The following is a 14,241-nucleotide window of genomic DNA, read 5'->3' as shown; positions in this document are numbered from 1 at the left end:
TTGCTGGGCTTCCGAGTCAGACCGTCCGTTCTTCGAGCGCTTTCACCAGGGACGCGGCGAGGATGGCCACGGCCCGATCATCGTCGGAGGCAAGCTGCCGCAGGACAGTGAGCGCAATGGTGCCCGGCATCTCGGCGAGCGCCTGGGTCAGCCGCATTCGCACCGCCGAATCCGCTGTGGGAGCGGCGAGTTCATCGGCCATCGCGCCGATTATCCGATCCGCCAACTCGGGGTCGTTGGCCAATGTTCCCAGTATCTCGGCTGCCTCGACATCGTTCGGCCCTTCGACCACTGTGGCGACGAGCGCCGGCACAGCTCGGGCGACGCCGCGCGCACCCAGTGCCAGAGCGGCATGTCTGCGGACCGTCGTGTCCGTATCCCGGAGCGCGTTCGTGAGCGCCGCCGTCGCCTCGTCATCGGGGAGCTCGGCGAGCGCCACTACCGCGCGCCGCCGGATATCGACGTTCTCCGAGCTCAGGGCACGCGTCAGGGTGGCCACTGCGTCACCGTCGGCCCTCGTGAGGGCCCACCGCAGGGCACCGGCGACGTTCGGATCGGATTCGGTGAGCAGCGCCTCGACCAGCAGCTCGGCGGGCATCGCCAGGTCCTCGGCCGGGGCCAGTACGGCTTGCTGCCGCCGTGCGGCACTCGGCGAGGTGAGCCCGTGCAGGAGCTCGATGACGCGCGCGACGTCCTGCCAGCTGGCGGGCTCGACCGTATCGACCAGGCGTAGCCGCTCGAGCAGTTCCCGGTCCCGGTCGAGTCGTGCCTCGGTCTTTCGGATGAGGTCGCCGACCAGTGCGGACGGGACGAATCCGGGATCGTCGAGAGCGGAACCGATCTGGCGAAGTGACAGTCCCAGGGATCGCAGACCCTCCACGTGGAAGATTCGCCGGATGTCTTCGGCAGAGTATTCCCGGTAACCGCCCACGGTGCGGCCCGTCGGTCGTACCAGCCCTAGGTTGTCGTAGTGCCTGAGCATTCGGGCACTCACACCCGAGCGCCGCGCCACCTCACCGATCAGCACGCGGCTTCCTCCTTCCGTTCCGGGCCGAGGGCGACGACCCGGCGTGCCTCGTCGACGGCGAGGTCGAATCCTGCTTCCGGGTCGTGCAGCAGCCGCTGCGTGGCGCGCGCATGCGCACGCACCGTCGGGTCGTGACTTGCCATCGCCGCCTGCAGGATCGGCTCGATCACATCGCCGAGTGCGACGAGGGCACGGCTCAGACTCAGTCGTACGTCCCGATCACCGCGGCCCCATTCGGCGGCCAGCTCCGCGGCCAGCCCTTGCTTCTCCCCATCGGGCGCGAGAACGACGGCAGCACGCCACGCACTACGCGCGACCTCGTCGTCGGCATCGTGCAGCAGCGACCGCGTGATCGCGGGCCACGCGTTCTCGTCCCCGATCTTCGACAGTGTGTGCAACGCCTGGCTCCGGGCCTGTGCGCGTCCGGAACCCAACTCCGCGCGGAGTTTCGGAACCGTGATCTCCGCCGGGAGGCGGGTCAGCGCCCACGTGAGCATGTCCCGCACGAAGAAGTCCGGCTCGATCGCGCACCGCTCTACGAGTACATCGACGAAAGCGGGTGCGGCATGCGTTCCGATCGCCAGGGCCGCCTTCAGCCGCGTCGACGAGTTTCCATCGGCCAATGCGTCGAGCAGCCGCGTGTCTTGTGAATTCCAGTGTCTCGTGTTGATGGGGACCACCTCCGAACGCCAGTGAACGGCTTCGCACAGTGACAAGGTCAAGTTCACAGGCAGGAAGTCATCCACATTTGCGGCGGCGCGGGAATCGACCCCGGCACGCGGGATTGCGCGACGGACGCCGAGCCGAACCAGTGCGACAGCGCTTCGCGCAGCGTGGGCGCGGCGGTGTCGGCCGGTTCTCCGATTCTCGCGGCCCAGGCGATGTGGCCGTCCGGGCGGATCAGCATGGCGTCGGCCGGGTGACCATCGGTCTTGGCCGTGCGAATGTCGATGCGGTGCGCCCATTCCCCGCCGATCTCGCGGAGCTCCGGGCGGTCGGCCAGGTCGAGGAAGACAGGCCGCCCGGCGTGCATGAGTTCCGCGACGCTCGTCGCGCCCTGGTCGGTGTGCAGGGTGAGGTCGGTCGCGAAGACGCCGGTCAGTGCGTGCTCGCCGGGCATCGGATAGCGGATGTCGGTGCCGCCGACCAGCGCCCCTATGCGGCGCAGAGCCGGTTCGTCGCTGAGTAATTCCTGGAAGATCTCGCGCAGCGAGTCGGCGGCCTCGTCGTGTCCGCGCCGCAGCGCCACCTGCGCCCTGGTCTGCAACCGCGCCCGCGCACCGGCGAAGTGGCGTTCGTCGTGGTACGTATCCAGCAGTCCGGCCGGAGCCCAGCCCTGGACGTCGGCGGCCAGCTTCCAAGCAAGGTTGACCGAATCGAGCATGCCGACATTGAGCGCGGTGCCGGTGGCGGGCAGCAGGTGCGCGGCATCGCCTGCCAGCAGGATCCGCCCTTCCCGGTACCGTTCGGCCTGCCGATCCTTGAAAGTGAAGCGAGACAGTCGCTTCGGATCCGACATAGGGAGATCGACGCCCAGCACGCGGCGCACGCTGTCCGCGAGCTCGGTCAGGGTCAGTGGCTCGTCATCGTCGTAGTCGGCGGCCTCGTCCTCGACGGTCTGCAGGAACAGACCCCCGGGATTGGGCGCGAACGCGAACATACCGCGGTCGGTTCTGTTGAATCCGAAGGGAAGCCGGCCCAGCCCGGGGACCTCGATGTCGCCATTGTCGTGCACGGTGACCGAATCGCCCACGCACACCTGAGCGACCCGATTGACCTCCGGATAGGTGGTGCCGGGGAATCCGATACCCGCCATGTCGCGGATCCGGCTGCGGCCGCCGTCGCAGCCCACCAAGTAGCGGGCGGTCAGCCGGTACTGTCCATCGGGCCCGCGCACCTCCGCGGTTACCGTGGCCTCGTCCTGGCTCACCCCGACCACCTCGTGGCCGCGATTGATCTCGGCGCCCAGTTCGCGGGCGCGTTCAGCGAGTAGTCGTTCGATCTCCATCTGCGGAAGCGGCACCGCCCGCATCGGCGGATCCGCCAGCTGCGTGAAGTCCACATGGGTTCCGCCGAAGGGGAATCGGGCGGCCACGTGCGGGTCGCTGCTTGCCGCTTCGAAGCGATCCAGGATGCCGCGGTAGCGCAGCACGTCCAGGATCCGACCGGCGATACCACTCGCCTTCGGGACGTCTCGGGGAGCCAGATGCTTCTCCAGCACCAGCGGCCGCACACCGGCCAGGCTCAATTCGGCGGCCAGCGTCAGCCCGGCCGGGCCGGCGCCCACGATGATCACGTCGATGTCGGTCACGCGTTACTCCCAATGTCCGCAGATTCTGGCTCAGGTCGGCTATTCTGCGGCACACCCGGGGTCTTGCCGCAAGGCCCCCGGTCGGCTATACCTTGAAGAGGGAAAGCACCGAGTACCCTCCGATGTTCACGGGGCGATACCGTTTATGAAGAGCCGGTGCGGAAAATTGTTCGCTTACCAGTGATCTGGTGGCCGTCGTCCGCTCAGGAGTTCGGCGGAAGGATCGGGGGCGCGAACACGTCCTCCAACGGAGTCGGCCCGTTGTACCGACGGCACTGACAACCGACCCACTCGCGCAGACCGTGCACGCCCTTCCGGCGGATCTCGGCGTGACACTTCCCCGTCTCGCGATCGTGCAGCGCCAGATCGTGCCCGCAACCGCAGCGCGCGGTAAGCACCTTCTCCCCCGACCGGGCTCGCCGCCGCCCGATCCGACCGCATACGAAGCCGACACCGACCAGCGCGGCACCGACCGCAAGGCTCAGGGGATCCATATTTGCAGTATATGTATACGCATAGCGGCCGTGGTCGAGATGGCCTCCACGGTCGACCGTGCTCTACTTGCTGTCGGTGCGACCGATCGGGTCGGCGGCCTGCGCGAGCGCGATTTGCGCTTGCTTCCATGCCGTGTCGTCGATCCCGAGTGCGCTGCGGAGATACGCCCACGTGGCCTCCCGGATCATAGCCACGCGTCCGGGGCTCTCGTCGGTGGTGTCCTTGGCGTTGTAGCCGTGGATTCCGCCGAGCGAATGGTCGCCCCCGAACACGGTGAGCAAGCTCTGGGCGCCGGGGCTGTAGGTGTAGACGTCGGTGAACCAGTCGGGGCCGCGGGTCGAGAGGTGGGATTGGTCGTGATCGCCCGCGACCACGAGGGTCGGCGTGGTCAAGCCGTCGAAGTCGGGGTTCATGAAGGGGAAGTTCGTTGCGGCGAACGGTGTCAGGTCGTCGCCGCCGATGCCGGTCGTGGCGAGGAGTACGCCAGCCTTCACACGGGCATCGGTCATGTCGGGTCCCGGTCGCCCGTCGGCGCCGAGTACGCGCGCGCCGAGCAACATGCCGACAGTCTGACCGCCCCAGGAGTGTCCCGCGACGGCGATGCGGTCATGGTCGACGCGGTCACCGAGACCCGATATCGCGGCGACGACGTGGTCGAGATCGTCGAGTACCCGCGTGACATCCCGGACCCGGACGCGCCAGATGTCCGGGTAGCGGGGGTCGGCGGCGGTGAGACCGAGAGTCTGTGAATCGAGGAATGTGGGCTGTACGACGACGAAGCCGTTGCTCGCCCAGAAGTCGACCAGCGGGTCATACGAGGACATCGACTTGCCGAAGCCGTGGGCGAACACGACGACCGGAAGGCCAGTGCCGGTCGCGGGCGCTGACACGCGCACCTGCAGGTCGTCGCCACGTTCCGGTGCGGGCAGGACGACCGGCTTGACACTGATGATCGGTGTGGTCAGAGCGGGTACAGCGCTCGGGATGGGTGCGGGCATGAGATTTCCCTTCGATTGCGGCTAGCGCTATACCCGTGGCGGCGTGGCTTCGGCCGCGTGAACGGCGGATATGCTTTGAAGCGGAGCGCTGCTCCGAATATACGGAGCATTGCTCCGCTTAGCAAGAGGGTTGCGAGAAGGGAGTGCGGCGTGGACGCGAGCAAGCGAAGGATGCCGACCGCTGCGAGTTCGGCCAAGCGTGCCGACGCCCGGAGGAACGAGCGGGCCCTGCTCGATGCCGCGGCGTCGGTGTTCGTCACGCATGGGGTGGACGCACCGGTACGCCGGATCGCGACTGCTGCGGGCGTCGGCATGGGCACGATCTACCGACACTTCCCCACAAGGGCGGACCTCGTAGCGGCCGTCTATCGGCATCAGGTCGACGCCTGCGCCGAGGCTGGGCCCACGCTGCTCGCCACGGAAACTTCACCGTTCGCGGCCCTGCGTCGGTGGGTGGATCTCTTCGCGGACTTCCTGGTGACCAAGCACGGGCTCGCCGCCGCGATGCGCAACGATCCCGACGGGTTCAGCGCCCTGCACGCGCTGTTCCTCGATCGACTCGTGCCGGTGCTCGATGACCTGCTCACTGCCGCCCGAAACGCGAGCGAGGTCACCCCCGACCTCACCGCCTACCAGTTGATGCGCGCCATCGGCGACATCTGTGCGGGCGCGGAGATGAGCGATCCGAACTACGACGTGCGTCTCACCGTTCGCCTACTGCTCGACGGTTGCCGTCGATAACGGCGGGGCGCCGCAGATGCACTGGCCGCAACTCTGTGTCGCCAGTGCTCAGCGGTTTCACTCGACGGCGATCTCGCCCGCGGCGTTACACGAAGCGGCCCCGCTACGGGCAAAACAGAGGGCTGGTGACTCTCGAGATCGGTGGTCGGTGTCAGAACTCGTCGGCGACGGTGATGCCCAGGGCGCTCGCGAAACTCGGTGCGAGGTCCATCAATTGCAAAGGCGTGATGGTCGCGCCGCGCAGCCCGTCGAGTCCCTCGGCGACGCCGATTCGGGTTGCCCCGCGCAGGTCGACCTTGCGCATCCGGGTCTTGTTCAGCGCGAGGTCGGTCAGCACAGTTCCCGGAAAGCTCACCGTGTTCAGCTCGGCGTCGCCGAAATCGGTGTGGCGCAGTACGCAGTCGGCGAAGGTGACCTCGCGGAGTTTCGCGCCGCGGAAGTTGACCGAGTCGAATTTGCAGCCCTCGAATCGGACTCGGCGCAGCACCGCGCCGCCCGCGTCGACGCCCGAGAGCGCGCCCTCGACGAATTCGGCGTCCTGCCAGGAACTATCGGCGAGCTCGGTGCCGACGAACGCGACGGCACGCAACCAGACGTCGGCGAACCGGCCGTAGCGGAAACTGCCCCGGGTGATGGTCAGCGAGCTGAACGCGGACTGTTCGAAGCGCACATGCTCGGCGGCGGAGTGCTCGAGCTGCCGGTCCTCGACGTGCACGCAGTCGTAATCGCCCTCACGCTCCGGTTCTCCCTCGAACGGCCTCAGGTATCGCGCGAACGGCAGATCCGCCAGCTCACGTGCCACGCCCCACCTCCCAACCTCGGTCGACAACGTCGGTCCTGTCTATCAGAACCCACCGACACGACCCCGGTCACCGCAGCGTGCGCAGCCAGCGGCGGGTGTCGGCGGGGTCGATGACGTCGTCCAGTTCCAGCACGGTCGCCGCGGTGAGCGCTTTGCCGTTGGCGTAGGCGAGTTGCACGAGGTTGTCGAATGCGGTCTGCCGTTCGGCGGGGTCGTCGATGGCGGCCAGTTCCTTGGCGAAGCCGAGCCGCACCGCGCCTTCCAAGCCCATGCCGCCGATCTCGCCTGTCGGCCAAGCGATCACGAACCGTGGCGCGCGGAACGAGCCCGCCGCCATCGCCTGCGCGCCGAGGCCGTAGCCCTTGCGCAGGATCACCGTGCCCCACGGCACCGACAGTCCGGCGGCCTCGATGAACAGGCGGCTGAACTTGGTCACCGTCGCGTGCGTCTCGGCCTCCGGTCCGACCATGAAACCCGGGGTGTCGCACAGGGATACGATCGGCAGTCGGTGCGCGTCGCAGAGCCGCAGGAACGCGGCGAGTTTGTCGGCTGCGGGCGCGTCGATGGCGCCGCCGAGGTGGTGGCAGTCGTTGGCGATCAGGCCGAAGGGCCTGCCCTCGACCCGAACCAGGGCGGTCACGATGCCGACACCCCAGTCGGCCCGTAGCTCCAGTACGGAGTCGACGTCCGCGACCGCCGCGATGGCGGCACGAATGTCGAAGGCGCGCAGGCGATTCTCGGGCACCACGTGGCGCGCCAGCCGGGGATCGGGCGCCGTCCATTCGGCGGTCTCGCCTTGGAAGTAGCCGAGATAGCGGCGCGCGAGGGCGACGGCTTCGGCTTCGTCGGCCGCGACCAGGTGCACCACGCCGTTGCGGCGCTGAACCTCGATCGGCCCGATGTCCTCCGGCGCGTACACACCGAGACCGCCGCCTTCGATCATCGCGGGCCCGCCCATGCCGATGTTCGCGTCGGGGGTGGCGATCACGACGTCGCACATGCCGAGCAGCGCGGCGTTGCCCGCGAAGCAGCGGCCGGAGACGATGCCGATCAGCGGCACCCGACCGGACAGCGCGCCCATCGCACGGAAGGTGGTGACGTCCAGGCCCGAGATGCCCGGGTAATCGGTGTCGCCCGGCCGCCCGCCGCCGCCTTCGGTGAAGAAGACGACCGGAAGTCGTTGCTCGCGAGCGAGTTCCAGCATGCGGTCGGTCTTGGCGTGATTGCGCATGCCCTGGGTGCCCGCGAGGACCGTGTAGTCGTAGGACAGGACGACCGCGCGGCTCGCGTCCGCGCCGAAGCGATCGGCGTTGATCGTGGCCACGCCGGTGATCAGGCCGTCGGCGGGGGTGTTGGCGATGAGGTCCTCAGGGCTGCGGCGCAGCCGTTGGGCGGCGACCGCGAGCGCTCCGTACTCGACGAAGCTGTCCGCGTCGACCAGATCGGCGATGTTCTCGCGGGCGGTGCGCCTGCCGAGCCGATGGCGTTTGGCGACGGCCTCGGGCCGGGTGGCGTCCAGACCGACGCGGTGACGTTCCTGCACCTCGGCGAGATCGGCGCGGATCGCGTCCAGGTCGACGGCGGTGACGTCGGCGGTTTCGCCGTCGTGCTCGGCGGCGGCCCAGACCAGCAGCGCGGTGTGCGGGTCGACCGTGTCGCCGGGCGCGACAAGGTGCCGCAGCACGCGCAGTGCCTGCTCCGCGCGCAGCACGTGCTGCATCTTCATGGCCTCCAGCACGGCCACCTCGTCGCCCGGCGCGACGACGGAGCCCGGCTCGACCACGCTCACGACCGTGCCGCCCATCGGTGCCAGCAGCGCGATCTCCCCGTCGAGCAGCGGATCGGCGACGCGCGTGGCCGAATCCTCGATCGTCGTGTCGACCACGGGCAGCGCGGTCGCGAGATCCGCTGCGCGAGCGGCGAATTCGGCGACACGCTGCTCGAACCAGGAGGTGCTGACCGTGCGCCCGTCGGCGAGCTCGTCGAGCGCCGCGCGCAGCACCGTCGCGTTGGTGTCCACGCCTGCGACCACGGTCTCGGCGAGCGCGTCGGCGCACCGACGCAGCGCGGCCGGATAGGTACCGGCGCGCGCGATCACCTTGGCCAGCAACGAATCGAAGTGCACGCCGTGCCGCATACCCGCGTACAGGCCGGTGTCGACCCGCACGCCGACGCCGGTCGGCGCGGCGAACCGCGCGACGGTACCGGAGGCGGGCAGCACTTCCCCACCGACCGTGACGGTTTCGGCGTTCACCCGAGCCTGGACCGCGTAACCGCGCGGTGCGGGATCGGGCAGTGCGAGGTCGGTGAGCGACGCGCCGCGGGCCAGCTCGAACTGGATCGCGACCAGGTCGATACCCGTGACCTCCTCGGTGACGGTGTGCTCCACCTGAAGTCGCGGATTCACCTCGAGGAACCAGTAGTGCGCTCCGCTGACCAGGAATTCGACGGTGATCACGCCGCGACAGCGCACCGATTCGGCGAGCGCGACGGCGTCGGCGTGCAGCCGCTCGCGCAGTGCGGCGTCGAGTCCGGGCGCCGGCGCGATCTCGATCAGTTTCTGGTGGCGGCGCTGCACGCTGCAATCACGGTCGCCGACCGCCACCGCCGCGGTGCCGTCCGCGACGACCTGCACTTCGATGTGCCTTGCCTCCGGAACCAGCGCCTCGGCGTAGACCGTGTCGTCGCCGAAACCAGCCCGCGCCTCGGCCCGGCAGTGCTCGTAGGCGGCGGCCACCTCGCCGGGGTCGCGCACCACCCGCATGCCGCGTCCGCCACCACCGGCCGCGGCCTTGACCATGACGCCCTCCGGATAGCGGGCGAGCAACTCGGCGATCTCCGCGACACCGGACCCGGCGGGCGTAGCAGGCAGCACGCGTACGCCCGCTCGTTCGGCCGCCGCCCGCGCCGCGGTCTTGTCGCCGAAGATACGCAGCACCTCCGGCGCCGGCCCGACGAACACCAGCTCCGCCGCGGCGCAAGCGGCCGCCAAATCGGCGCTCTCGCTGAGGAATCCGTATCCGGGGTGGACGAGCGCTCCGGTGTCCGCCTTCCGCGCCGCGGCGACGATGCCCGGCACGTCGAGGTAGGCGGCCGCGCCGTGGCCGGGTAACGCCACCGCGTCGTCGGCCAGGCGCACGTGCATGGCCTCGCGTTCGTCCTCCGTGTACACCGCGAGCGTGGAGTATCCGTGCTCGCGCGCGGTCCGCAGGACTCGAACCGCGATTTCTCCTCTGTTGGCCACGACGACGCGCATGCCGCCCAGTGTCGTTGACATTGACGTCAACGTCAATGACCATGGTGCCGTGACCTCCTCCGCCTGGTCGGTTCGCGCCGCACGCGAACGCTCGCACACCGACCGCCACCGCGACCTGCTCGACGCCGCCGCAAGGGTCTTCGCCGCGCGCGGCTACGCCGAGACCACCGTCGCGGCCATCACCGCCGAGGCCGGTGTCGCGCGCGCCACGCTGTACGTGTACTTCGCGTCGAAAGAGGAGATCTTCCAGGCTCTTGCCGCCAGGGTGCGCGACGATTTCCTCGCCGCGCAGGAGCCGGGCCTCATCGGCGACGATCCGCGAAAGACGTTGCGCGCCACCATCGAAGCCTTCGCCGCCGCGGCCCGCGACGCCGGTCCGCTGCTGCGGATGATCGAGGAGCGCGGCGCCATCGAGCCGGCTCTGGCCGGTCTGGCGACCGAGATCGCCGAGCGTCCGATCCGTCGCTTCGCCCGGTGGATCGAGCGCCAGCGGCAGGCCGCGGCGGTCGCACCGGTCGCCGAGCCGCGCGTGGTCGCGGAGACGATCGGCTATGCGCTGGCCAGCGGGGCACTGACCCGTCGTGACACGGACGCGGCGGCATGGGGGAAGTACCTGCGCGGCATGCAGACGGTGGCGGAGACGCTGCTCGGCATGAGCTCCGCAGCGGCTCCCCGGTCCTGAAGTCGGCCGCCGGTTCCCCTGCCACCGGGGCGGGTGGTCAGCTCACGGCCCGCCGCACGAGCTCGCCGATCTTCTTCTCGTCGGCGGCGGTCAGCTTCGTCAGCGCGAAAGCCGTCGGCCACAGGGTGCCGTCGTCGAGGTTCGCCGAGTCGTTGAAGCCGAGCGTCGCGTACCGGGCCTTGAACTTCTCCGCGCTCTGGAAGAAGCACACGACCTTGCCGTCCTTGGCGTACGCGGGCATGCCGTACCAGAGTTTCGGCGCGAGGTCCGGTGCGTCGGCCTTGACGATGGCGTGGATCCGTTCGGCGAGAACGCGATCGGCGTCCGCCATGTCGGCGATCTTGGCGAGCACGTCCTTCTCCCCGTCGGCCTTGGTGGCGCGCGAGCCGCGGCGGGCGGCCGTCTTCAGCTCCTGGGCGTGCTCTTTCATCGCGGCCCGTTCTTCGTCGGTGAATCCGACCGCGGTCTTGCTCTTGGTGGCGGTGCGGGTGGTGGTCTTCTGGGCGGTCATTGTCGGCTCCTTGGTTCGGGTGTGGATGGGGGTCGGGGGCGCTCAGCTGTCCTGAAGCAGCCCGAGGACGTTGCCGTCGAGGTCGGTGACGGTGGCCACCAGGCGACCGGCGCCGACGTCGCGCACGGGCTCCTTGACCGTGGCGCCGGCGGCGGTGACTTCGGCCAGCTTCGCCTCGATGTCGGGCACGTGCCAGTACGCCACCGGGGCGGTCATGTTCTGCGGGCCACCGCCGGGCACCAGTCCGATGTGCTGGCCCTCGACTTCGAAGCCGACGTAGTAGGTTCCGTCGGTCTGCGGCTCGATGCCGAGCAGCGCGGCGTACATCTTCTTGGCCGCCGCCAAGTCGGAAACGGGATGCAGGACGGTCTTGATTCCCGCGGTCATGATCACTCCTGATGTGGTCGAGATCGTCTCGGATGCGGAACCGGAGGGCACTTGCGCCGTCTCGGCCGTTCCTCCGATGTCCATGACAATTACGGTAGGCACGGCGCGGGGCCCCGACATCCGTGCCGACCACGGAACGCACCACTGAACGTGCCCGTAGCTTTGCCCGTGCGACCCGGGGTCGAGACCCGTACGGGAAAATGGCGAGGTGTCGAAGCAGAAGGTTGCCGCCGGGATCTCCGACCGGGAGGCCGAGGTCCTGAGTCTTGTCGGGCAACATCGCAGCAATGCGGAGATCGCCGCCCAGTTGTTCATCTCGGTGCGCACCGTGGAGACCCACGTGTCCTCGCTGCTTCGCAAGGTCGGCGTCCCCGACCGGCGGGCGCTCGCCGCCCGCTCGGCCGAACTCGCCATGGCGGAGCCGGCGAGCGAGCCGATCGTCGCCCTACCCTCGCCCTTGACGTCGTTCGTCGGTCGCGCCAGGGAACGCGGCGCACTGCGCGAAGCCGTCCGAGCGCACCGCCACGTGACGGCCCTCGGTCCCGGCGGGATCGGCAAGACCCGGTTGGCGTTGGCCGCCGCCGCCGACCTGGCAGGCGACTTCGCGGACGGCGTCTGGTTCGTCGACCTCGTGCCGGTCACTGATCCGGCGATGATCGGCTCCGCGGTGGCCGTTGCCCTCGGCCTCGGCGAGCACCAGGGTCGCGGCCTCGACGACTCGGTGCGGTCCGCGCTGGCCGATCGCCACACCCTGCTCGTGCTCGACAATTGCGAGCACCTCCTCGACGGCGCGGTGCCGTTCATCGAGCGACTGCTCGCGCACTGCCCGCGGGTGACCGTCTTGGTTACCAGCCGGGCTCGGCTGATGGTGCCCTTCGAGCACGTCTACGCGGTGCCTCCACTGTCACTCGACGGCGACCGCGACAACGACGCCATCGCGCTGTTTCTGGAACGCGCCTCCGCCTTGGGCTGGCCGGTGGATCCGGAGCAACGCGACCGGGTCGCCGAGGTCTGCGAGCGGCTCGACGGGCTGGCTCTGGCTATCGAGCTCGCGGCCGCCCGGCTGCCCACGCTCGGTCTCGACGGCCTCACCGCGAGCCTGGCAGACCCGCTGCGGCTCCTCGTCGGCGGACGTCGCGCCGACGACCGGCATCGGTCCGTGCGCGCCATGCTCGACTGGAGCCAGGCGTTGCTCACCGATTCGGACCGGTGCCTGCTGCGCCGCGTCGCGGTCCTGGTCGCGCCGTTCACCGCCGCCGACGCCACGGTGGTGGCCGGTCATCCGCCGCTGGCCCCGGATGCGGTGGCGGACGGGTTGGCTCGCCTCGCCGAGCAGAGCCTGCTGACCACCGTGGTGTCCTCGGCGGGCATCCGCTATCGGGCGTTGGAGACGATTCGCCAGTACGAGACCGAGCAACTCGTCGCGACCGGCGAACTCGCCGAAGTGCTTGCCCGCCACTTGCATTGGTGTTCGAAGAGCGCCGCCGACCTGGTCGCGGAACTACCCGAGGCGACCGGCGGGTGGCGCACCAGGTTCGACGCGGCGGTCGACGATATCCGGGCGGCGCTGGCCTGGGCCGCGGAACAGCGCGGTCACCGCGCCGAGGCGCACGAGCTGGCCTTGCTCCTGGCCCAGCTGACATTCGCCAGGAATCTGGTCGGCGAGTCCCAACAGCGCTACGAACAGGCGGCCGCGCTCACCGACGACCCAGCGGCCGCGGCCGCGGCGCTACGGAGCGCCGCCGCGGTGGCGGGTTGTCGCATGCGCGGCGAGGACATGTTCCGCCTCTATCGCGCCGCCGCCGACACCGGCACCGGCGACCCGGCCGCGGCCGCGCGCGACTTGGCCACGGCCGCGATCACCGTCTATCGGATGACCGACACCTTCACCCAGCCGCCACCGTCGGGTGCGGCCGCGATGCTGTTGGCCGAGGCACGTGAGCTGGCGGGTGCGGATCCGGCCGCGCAGGCCGCGATAGCGCTGGCCGAGTGCGGGGTACTCGCCGACGCCATCGATCCGGATCAGGGTGGGCTCGGCGCACCCGAGGCGATCGCGCTCGCCGAGCGAGCTGTCGACCTGGCGTATCGGACCGGCGATCCGCTGGCGCAGAGCGCGGCGCTCGACGCACTCGCCGCTGCCCAGTGCTGGGCGGGCGATACCTTCGCGACCGCGGCGACGGCCCTTCGACGAGTCGAGCTGCTCGCGTCGGTGCCGGTGACGTCGGCCTGCGCGCTCGAGCGGGTCAACGCGCTCGCCGAGGCGGCCGAAACCTGCGTCGGGGTGGGCGATTTGGCGGGCGCCCTGCGGTGGGGTGAGCAGCTTCGCGACCTGCCGCTGCTGGCCGAACGCGGTGACTTCGCCACGTCCCGGCTGCTGGTCGCGGACGCGCTGGCGGGCAATGTCGCCGACGTGCTCGCGGGCAGCGGGCGGTTCCTCGACGCGTGGGAGCTCTCCGGACGCCTGCCCGCGCCCCACCTCGCCACGGCGGCGGCCGCGGTAGCGCTGGTCCACGGTTTGCGCGGTGACGACACGGCACGAGCCGAGTGGCTGGCCACCGTCGACGCGCTCGGTGTGACGCGCGAGCACAAGGCCGCCTACAGCGCCGTGTTCGACGCGATCGTCCTGCTGCACCACGGACAAGCCGACCGGGCCTTGGCCGGGCTGGCGGCGGACCCGGACGAGATGGACGAGCGAGTCGTCTGGGTATGGCGCCATTGGTATCTGGCACTGCGCGCCGAGGCCGCGGTGCTCGCCGGTCATCCGGACGCCCGCGACCACCTCGCCACAGCGCGCACCTCGGTGGCAGGCAACCCGATCGCCGACGCGATCGTCGACCGGGCCGCAGCCCTGCTCGACAACGAGCCCGACCGCCTACTCGCCACCGCGGCCGCCTTCGAAGCGGCCCACTGCCCCTACCAGCGGGCCCGGACGCTCGCGCTCGTCGGCGGCGACTCCGCCGAGGTCGGCAAGACCGTTCTCGCGGACCTCGGCATTACCTTTCCGACGCCCTGAGGGCTGACAAACCGCCAT

The 14,241-nt window shown here is 69.9% G+C and carries 12 protein-coding genes; 3 read left to right on the top strand and 9 right to left on the bottom strand.

Annotated elements, in window-relative coordinates; genetic code table 11:
• Positions 1 to 16: 16 nt before the first annotated feature.
• The 5 genes from CRP45_RS03455 to CRP45_RS03435 form a co-directional block, all read right to left on the bottom strand.
• Positions 17 to 1,027 carry a HEAT repeat domain-containing protein gene (locus CRP45_RS03455; protein WP_097243738.1) on the bottom strand — a complete coding sequence of 337 codons (1,011 nt, stop codon included), beginning with the start codon at positions 1,025 to 1,027 and terminating at the stop codon, positions 17 to 19.
• Complete coding sequence (locus CRP45_RS03450) at positions 1,021 to 1,707, bottom strand: HEAT repeat domain-containing protein (protein WP_143861314.1); 687 nt, start codon at positions 1,705 to 1,707, stop codon at positions 1,021 to 1,023. The genes CRP45_RS03455 and CRP45_RS03450 overlap by 7 nt, the downstream gene beginning before the upstream one ends.
• A gap of 44 nt (positions 1,708 to 1,751) precedes the next feature.
• Positions 1,752 to 3,338 (bottom strand): FAD-dependent monooxygenase, encoded by a 1,587-nt coding sequence (locus tag CRP45_RS03445; protein WP_097243737.1) that lies wholly within the window; start codon positions 3,336 to 3,338, stop codon positions 1,752 to 1,754.
• 203 nt (positions 3,339 to 3,541) lie between these two features.
• Positions 3,542 to 3,832, bottom strand: a complete 291-nt coding sequence (locus CRP45_RS03440; RefSeq protein ID WP_067778029.1) for a hypothetical protein — start codon at positions 3,830 to 3,832, stop codon at positions 3,542 to 3,544.
• 63 nt (positions 3,833 to 3,895) lie between these two features.
• Entirely contained in the window at positions 3,896 to 4,831 is a 936-nt protein-coding gene (locus tag CRP45_RS03435; protein WP_097243736.1) for an alpha/beta hydrolase family protein, read from the bottom strand.
• 171 nt (positions 4,832 to 5,002) lie between these two features.
• Here CRP45_RS03435 and CRP45_RS03430 point away from each other — a divergent pair, with 171 nt between their 5' ends.
• Positions 5,003 to 5,572 carry a TetR/AcrR family transcriptional regulator gene (locus tag CRP45_RS03430; RefSeq protein WP_097243735.1) on the top strand — a complete coding sequence of 190 codons (570 nt, stop codon included), beginning with the start codon at positions 5,003 to 5,005 and terminating at the stop codon, positions 5,570 to 5,572.
• Positions 5,573 to 5,723: 151 nt separating this feature from the next.
• Here CRP45_RS03430 and CRP45_RS03425 read toward each other — a convergent pair whose 3' ends face one another.
• Together CRP45_RS03425 and CRP45_RS03420 are read right to left on the bottom strand one after the other, a co-directional pair.
• Positions 5,724 to 6,374 carry a pentapeptide repeat-containing protein gene (locus CRP45_RS03425; RefSeq protein ID WP_097243734.1) on the bottom strand — a complete coding sequence of 217 codons (651 nt, stop codon included), beginning with the start codon at positions 6,372 to 6,374 and terminating at the stop codon, positions 5,724 to 5,726.
• Positions 6,375 to 6,441: 67 nt separating this feature from the next.
• Complete coding sequence (locus CRP45_RS03420) at positions 6,442 to 9,630, bottom strand: acetyl-CoA carboxylase family protein (RefSeq protein ID WP_097243733.1); 3,189 nt, start codon at positions 9,628 to 9,630, stop codon at positions 6,442 to 6,444.
• Positions 9,631 to 9,679: 49 nt separating this feature from the next.
• Between CRP45_RS03420 and CRP45_RS03415 the strand changes: the two genes are divergently transcribed.
• Positions 9,680 to 10,312, top strand: coding sequence for a TetR/AcrR family transcriptional regulator (locus CRP45_RS03415; protein WP_179830742.1), 633 nt, complete (start codon positions 9,680 to 9,682; stop codon positions 10,310 to 10,312).
• 37 nt (positions 10,313 to 10,349) lie between these two features.
• Here the strand turns inward: CRP45_RS03415 and CRP45_RS03410 are convergent, their stop codons facing one another.
• Together CRP45_RS03410 and CRP45_RS03405 are read right to left on the bottom strand one after the other, a co-directional pair.
• On the bottom strand, positions 10,350 to 10,823 hold the full coding sequence (locus CRP45_RS03410; protein ID WP_097243731.1) for an iron chaperone: 474 nt from the start codon (positions 10,821 to 10,823) through the stop codon (positions 10,350 to 10,352).
• Positions 10,824 to 10,865: 42 nt separating this feature from the next.
• A complete protein-coding gene (locus CRP45_RS03405; protein ID WP_245909857.1) occupies positions 10,866 to 11,294 on the bottom strand; it encodes a VOC family protein in 429 nt (142 codons plus the stop codon).
• A gap of 124 nt (positions 11,295 to 11,418) precedes the next feature.
• Between CRP45_RS03405 and CRP45_RS03400 the strand changes: the two genes are divergently transcribed.
• Positions 11,419 to 14,223, top strand: coding sequence for an ATP-binding protein (locus tag CRP45_RS03400; RefSeq protein WP_245909855.1), 2,805 nt, complete (start codon positions 11,419 to 11,421; stop codon positions 14,221 to 14,223).
• Positions 14,224 to 14,241: the final 18 nt, after the last annotated feature.

Origin of the sequence: Nocardia amikacinitolerans (assembly GCF_900215415.1) — a bacterium.
GTDB classification, from domain to species: Bacteria; Actinomycetota; Actinomycetes; order Mycobacteriales; family Mycobacteriaceae; genus Nocardia; species Nocardia amikacinitolerans.
This window is presented reverse-complemented; position numbering and strand designations above follow the sequence as displayed.